Source organism: Streptomyces sp. NPDC006458 (assembly GCF_040612135.1).
Taxonomy (GTDB): Bacteria; Actinomycetota; Actinomycetes; order Streptomycetales; family Streptomycetaceae; genus Streptomyces.
The window spans coordinates 156,889-163,066 of the sequence record NZ_JBEXPR010000021.1 but is presented as its reverse complement, the minus strand read 5'-3'; the positions used below and the strand labels follow the sequence as shown (position 1 = coordinate 163,066).

At 70.5% G+C, this 6,178-nt stretch carries 4 protein-coding genes and 3 pseudogenes; 1 reads left to right on the top strand and 6 read right to left on the bottom strand.

The window, feature by feature from the left end:
* From ABZZ79_RS27160 to ABZZ79_RS27140, 5 genes and pseudogenes are all read right to left on the bottom strand, one after another.
* Positions 1 to 304: pseudogene (locus ABZZ79_RS27160) on the bottom strand (glucose-6-phosphate isomerase); the annotation flags it as partial.
* Positions 297 to 1,232, bottom strand: coding sequence for a glucose-6-phosphate dehydrogenase assembly protein OpcA (gene opcA, locus ABZZ79_RS27155; RefSeq protein WP_356692947.1), 936 nt, complete (start codon positions 1,230 to 1,232; stop codon positions 297 to 299). The pseudogene ABZZ79_RS27160 and the gene opcA, both read right to left, overlap by 8 nt.
* On the bottom strand, positions 1,229 to 2,818 hold the full coding sequence (gene zwf, locus ABZZ79_RS27150) for a glucose-6-phosphate dehydrogenase (protein WP_356692945.1): 1,590 nt from the start codon (positions 2,816 to 2,818) through the stop codon (positions 1,229 to 1,231). The genes opcA and zwf overlap by 4 nt, the downstream gene beginning before the upstream one ends.
* A pseudogene (locus ABZZ79_RS27145) lies at positions 2,815 to 3,267 on the bottom strand (transaldolase family protein); the annotation flags it as partial. The pseudogene ABZZ79_RS27145 and the gene zwf, both read right to left, overlap by 4 nt.
* 102 nt (positions 3,268 to 3,369) lie before the next feature.
* Positions 3,370 to 3,528 (bottom strand): annotated as a pseudogene (locus ABZZ79_RS27140) (hypothetical protein); the annotation flags it as partial.
* Between the two features lie 146 nt (positions 3,529 to 3,674).
* On the opposite strand from ABZZ79_RS27140, the gene ABZZ79_RS27135 reads away from it, so the two are divergent.
* Positions 3,675 to 4,595 carry an AraC family transcriptional regulator gene (locus tag ABZZ79_RS27135; RefSeq protein WP_356692943.1) on the top strand — a complete coding sequence of 307 codons (921 nt, stop codon included), beginning with the start codon at positions 3,675 to 3,677 and terminating at the stop codon, positions 4,593 to 4,595.
* Positions 4,596 to 4,638: 43 nt separating this feature from the next.
* On the opposite strand, the gene ABZZ79_RS27130 is transcribed toward ABZZ79_RS27135, so the two are convergent.
* Positions 4,639 to 6,171: a glycoside hydrolase family 64 protein gene (locus ABZZ79_RS27130; protein WP_356692941.1), complete on the bottom strand. Its 1,533-nt coding sequence runs from the start codon at positions 6,169 to 6,171 to the stop codon at positions 4,639 to 4,641.
* Between the last annotated feature and the right edge of the window lie 7 nt (positions 6,172 to 6,178).

The following is a 6,178-nucleotide window of genomic DNA, read 5'->3' as shown; positions in this document are numbered from 1 at the left end:
CCCGCAACGCCGTGTGCAGGACCGCCCGCCCCTCGGTGCTGTTGATCTTCTCGCCGCGGAACATCGCGTCCCGCAGCCCGAACACGTCCGTGGCGGCGGCGAGTTCCTGGAGCAGGGCGAGGGTCTCGTCGTTGATCAGATGCTTGGAGTAGTCGATGCGCAGGTCACCGACGCGCACCACGTACCGCTCGGCGCGGCCGGGGTCCGTCGCGAACAGCTCGCGCAGGGTCGGCTGTCCCTCGGCACGGTGGTCCTCCAGGGCGGCCCACTCCGGGCGCAGGGTGAGCTTGGGGGAGTCAGACATGAGTGGCGTTCTCCTTGCCGGCCACGCCGCGCAGGGCGATGGCGTACATCTCGTCGGCGTCGAGGCGCCGCAGCTCCTCGGCGATGAGTTCGGACGTGGGGCGCACCTTCAGGGCGAGGGTGCGCGAGGGCTGGCCGGGCAGGGTCAGCGTGGCCAGCGGGCCCTCGGGGCGGTCGATGACGATCTCGCCGTGCTCGCTGCCCAGCCGTACGGCCGTGACCACCGGCCCGGCCGTCACGACACGGTCGACCACGACGCCGAGGCGGGCCTCCAGCCAGCGGGCCAGCAGCTCGGCGCTGGGGTTCTCCGCCTCGCTCTCCACCGCCGCCGAGGTGACCTTCGCCCGCGCCTGGTCCAGGGCCGCGGCCAGCATCGAGCGCCACGGCGTCAGCCGGGTCCAGGCGAGGTCGGTGTCGCCGGGGGCGTAGGAGCGTACGCGCAGCTCCAGGGCGTCCAGCGGGTGTTCGACCGCGTACATGTCGGTGATCCTGCGCTGGGCCAGCGCGCCGAGCGGGTCCTTGGCGGGCACCTCGGGGGCGTCCACCGGCCACCACACGACCACCGGGGCGTCCGGCAGCAGCAGCGGCAGCACGACCGAGTCGGCGTGGTCGGACACCTCGCCGTAGGTACGCAGCACCACGGTCTCGCCGGTGCCCGCGTCCGCGCCCACCCGGACCTCGGCGTCGAGCCGGGAGGCCGTGCGGTCGCGCGGGGTGCGGGCGTGCCGCTTGATGACGACCAGGGTGCGCGAGGGGTGTTCGTGCGAGGCCCGCTCGGCCGCCTTGATGGCGTCGTAGGCGTTCTCCTCGTCCGTGACGATCACCATCGTCAGGACCATGCCCACGGCCGGGGTGCCGATGGCTCGGCGGCCCTGCACCAACGCCTTGTTGATCTTGCTTGCCGTGGTGTCGGTCAGGTCGATCTTCATGGCCTGCGCCAGCTCCGTCCGTCTCGTGCGAGCATCTCGTCCGCTTCCTCGGGGCCCCAGCTGCCCGACGCGTACCGCGCCGGGCGGCCGTGTGTCGCCCAGTGCTCCTCGATCGGGTCGAGGATCTTCCAGGACTCTTCCACTTCCTGGTGACGGGGGAACAGGTTGGCATCCCCGAGGAGGACGTCCAGGATGAGCCGCTCGTAGGCCTCCGGGCTGGACTCGGTGAACGACTCGCCGTAGGCGAAGTCCATCGTCACGTCCCGGATCTCCATCGAGGTGCCCGGCACCTTGGACCCGAAGCGGACGGTCACGCCCTCGTCCGGCTGCACCCGGATGACGATGGCGTTCTGGCCGAGCTCCTCGGTGGCCGTGGAGTCGAAGGGGGAGTGCGGGGCCCGCTGGAAGACGACCGCGATCTCCGTCACCCTGCGGCCCAGCCGCTTGCCGGTGCGCAGGTAGAAGGGCACGCCCGCCCAGCGGCGGTTGTCCACGTTCAGTTTGACGGCCGCGTAGGTGTCGGTCGTGGAGGTCGGGTCGATACCGTCCTCCTCCAGATAGCCGCGCACCCGCGCCCCGCCCTGCCAGCCCGGCGCGTACTGGCCGCGCACGGTGTGCCGGCCCAGGTCCTCCGGCAGCTTCACGGCCCTGAGGACCTTCAGCTTCTCGGTGAGCAGCGAGCCCGCGTCGAAGGCGGCGGGTTCCTCCATCGCGGTGAGCGCCAACAGCTGGAGCAGGTGGTTCTGGATGACGTCACGGGCCGATCCGATGCCGTCGTAGTAGCCCGCGCGGCCCCCGATGCCGATGTCCTCGGCCATCGTGATCTGCACGTGGTCGACGTAGGAGCGGTTCCAGATCGGCTCGAACATCTGGTTGGCGAAGCGCAGCGCCAGGATGTTCTGGACGGTCTCCTTGCCGAGGTAGTGGTCGATCCGGAAGACCTGCTCCGGGTCGAACACGTCGTGCACGATCGCGTTCAGCTCCCGCGCGCTCGCCAGGTCGTGCCCGAACGGCTTCTCGATGACCGCGCGCCGCCAGGCACCCTCGGGCCCGCCGGCCAGGCCGTGCTTCTTCAGCTGCCGGACGACCTTCGGGAAGAACTTCGGCGGCACGGAGAGGTAGAAGGCGTAGTTGCCGCTGGTGCCGCGTGCCGAGTCCAGCTCGTCCACGGTCTGCCGCAGCGTCTTGAACGCCGTGTCGTCGTCGAAGTCGCCCGGTATGAACCGCATGCCCTCGGCGAGCTGCTGCCAGACCTCCTCGCGGAACGGCGTGCGGGAGTGCTCGCGGACCGCGTCGTGGACGACCTGGGCGAAGTCCTGGTCCTCCCAGTCGCGGCGGGCGAAGCCCACCAGCGAGAAGCCCGGCGGCAGCAGACCGCGGTTGGCCAGGTCGTACACGGCCGGCATCAGCTTCTTGCGGGACAGGTCACCGGTCACACCGAAGATCACCAGCCCGGACGGGCCCGCGATCCGCGGGAGCCTGCGGTCGCGGTCGTCGTGCAGAGGGTTGGCCCAGCCGAGCGCGGCACCCGCGGCGGCCCGTGCCTTCGCACCCGCCCGACCCGCCCGGGTCCTCGCCGTGCTCATTCCCCGTCAACTCCCTTGCTCATGAGCGACTTCGTGACGGTGTCCAGCAGGTCCTGCCAGGCCACCTCGAACTTGGCCACGCCCTCGTCCTCCAGCTTGGCCACGACCTCGGCGTAGGAGATGCCGAGCCGTTCCAGGGCCGCGAGGTCGGCGCGGGCCCGGTCGTAGCCGCCGGTGACGGTGTCGCCGGTGATGTCGCCGTGGTCGGCGGTGGCGTTCAGCGTGGCCTCCGGCATGGTGTTGACCGTGCCGGGCGCGACCAGCTCCTCCACGTACAGGGTGTCCTTGTACGCCGGGTCCTTCACCCCGGTCGAGGCCCACAGCGGGCGCTGCCGGTGGGCGCCGGCGTTGGCCAGGGCACGCCAGCGGCCGCCCGAGAAGACCTCCTCGTAGGCCTCGTAGGCGAGGCGCGCGTTGGCCAGCGCGGCACGGCCCCTGAGGGCGACCGCCGTGCGCGGCGTCCGGGTTACGCGCGTCCGGGGGTACGCCCTGCCGGGTGAGGGCCGGGCCGTGCGGGGCCGGGCGGGTGGAGCGGCGGCGCGGGATCTCCGCCCGAAGAGCGTGTACGCGGCGGGGGCCGGACCCGTCGCGGTGCCCGGGTGGCCGTGGCCCACCCTGCGCACGGCATCGGCCGCCGGAAGGCGGGCGGTGTCGACGGCACGCCGGTCGAGTGAGGTCCACTCGAAGCCTTCGGGCGTCTGCGTGCTCATCTTCAAGAAGTCCTCTGGAGGAGCGGGATTGCTGGTCGGACGCGTTAGACATTAAAAGTCTGACTTTTACGAGGCCAGGTCGGCATGTGTCAGCCTTTGGTGAAAGTGGGACATCACCCGTACGGACGAGGCAGTACGAGAAGGACATGGCGGACAGAACCACCCCGCGCGGAGCGGACGAGCACCGGGGAGCCGACGACGGCGAAGGGATCAGGACCTTCGCCTTCCCCGTCGACCTCAGCGTGAGCGGCGTCGGCATGCAGGTCGGCTCCCTCGGCTCGGGGCACACCTGGCACGCCGACGACGCACCGCTGGACAAGGTCCACCGCATCGACTTCCACGTGGTGATGCTCTTCTCCGCCGGTCCTGTGCGCCACATGGTCGACTTCGCCGAGTACGAGGCGCGGGCCGGCGACCTGCTCTGGATCCGTCCCGGACAGGTGCACCGCTTCTCGACCGCGGCCGAGTACCGCGGAACCGTCCTGACCATGCAGCCCGGTTTTCTGCCACGCGCCACCGTCGAGGCCACCGGCCTCTACCGCTACGACCTGCCGCCGCTGCTGCGCCCCGACGCGGCGCGGCTCGCCGGGCTGAAGTCCTCACTGGAGCAGCTCCGGCGTGAGTACGAGGACGACAGGACCCTCCCGCTCAGCCTGCACACCGCGGTCCTGCGGCACTCCCTCACGGCGTTCCTGCTGCGCCTCGCCCATCTCGCGGCCGGCTCCGCGGAGGCCGAGCGGCACCAGTCCGACACCACGTTCACGCTCTTCCGGGACGCCGTGGAGCAGGGCTTCGCCATCAACCACAGCGTCAGCTCCTACGCCGACGCGCTCTCCATCTCCCGACGTACCCTGGTGCGCGCGGTGCGCGCCGCCACCGGTCAGACCCCGAAGGGCTTCATCGACAGACGGGTCGTCCTGGAGGCCAAGCGCCTGCTGGCCCACACCGACCTGCCCATCGGCCGTGTCGGCGTGGCGGTCGGCTTTCCCGACGCGGCGAACTTCTCGAAGTTCTTCCACCAGCACACGGACCTGACGCCGGCCGCGTTCCGGGCCGAAATGCGCTGAGGGGGCGGGCCGCGCGGGCCCGCCCCCTCTCACTTCCGGTGGATCACCAGCCGATGCCGAGCGTCAGTCCGGTCGGCGGGTTCGCGTTGCCCAGGATCTGTACCGACGACTGGTCGTTGACGTCGTCGTAGGGGAAAGCGTAGGCGCGCTTGCCGAGGCCGACGGTGTGCAGGAAGGCCGCGTAGTCGTTCTTGACACCTCCGGTGTAGTAGGCGGACGGGGTGTACCAGGCCGTGGTGTCGAGGGCCACGCCCCGGTTGAACGCGGCGCAGAACTCGGCGCCGAGCTGCTTCTCCTGGTCGCTGCCCGAGGCCAGCGCGCCCGCGCAGGCCATGACGTCCGGTGAGGTCGGCTTCTGGAGCGTGTAGGGTCCGGCGCCGTTCTTGGTGAAGGTGAGGGTGTTCCCGGAGACCTGTCCCGAGAAGGTCTCACCGAGCCGGGTCAGCTTGAAGGGGTGGGTGGAGTAGTAGGACCAGGTCTGGTCGACGTACGACTGGAGGTAGTTGGCCTGGGAGCCTCCCGCCAGGAAGAGGTTGGACGAACGCGGGGCGATGATCCGGTACGTGTTCTGCAGCGGCTTGAAGGCCGCGCCCACCGAGGCGGCGTAGCCCGACATGACCTGGGCGCGGGTCAGCGTGATGCCCTGCGTGCTGTCGTAGCCGCTGGACGTCTGCGTCAGACGTGACGTCATCGGGAAGCCGAACTGGTCGACCTGGGTGGTGTTGCCGCCGAACGCCACCTGCCCGTGGACGTAGGTGTACTCGTACCAGTCGTAGTAGACGTCGGTGTTGGGGTCGTTGGGGTTGCGCAGGTCGGGGCCGCCCCAGCCCTGGTCGTCCGGCGAGACGGGGATGTACATCGGGGAGCCGAGGGAGACGTAGATCCGGCCGCCGCGGATCGACGTGGGGGAGGGCACGGAACCGCCGGACTGGGCCAGCGTGAAGGACATGTTCGGGTAGTTCACGCCGTTCTTGGTCAGGTGTCCGGGCGCGCTCGCGTCCAGATGGTTGATGTGGGCCATGGTCCCGTCCGGCCTCATGTACGACCACTGACCGGGCGTCACCTGACCGAGCACGGTGACATGGATCTGTGAATTCGCGTAGGCGCCACGGGTGTTGTTCAGGAACGTGATCGGGAAGCTGCCGGTGCCGCCCCCGCCTGAGCCGCCACCCCCTCCGCCGCTGCCGACGGTGTGGGTGAAGTGCGGGGTGTCGTACAGCGGACCGCTCTTCTCGTACGTGAACCAGTACTCCAGGGTGAAGCCGCTCGGCAGGCCACTGACGTTCTGCTGCCAGGTCCCCGCGTTGTTCGTCATCCGGAAGCTCTGCTGACCGGCGCTGGGCGACAGGTAGTGCACATCGACCAGGGACGCGGGGGCGGTCGGCCGGAACCAGATCTGGACCGAGCCCGAGCCGGTCGGCGTGACGCCCTGGGTGTAGTCGGCGGCGGCCTTCGCGGGCGCCGCCCCGGCCAGGCCGAGTGCCAGCACCGTGAGGAGAGCGGTCAGGACGGCGGTCAGCAGCCGCCGGACCTCGGGGCGTGGCACCGCGGAACCGGCCGGGGTACGTGTGATCATCGGTCGG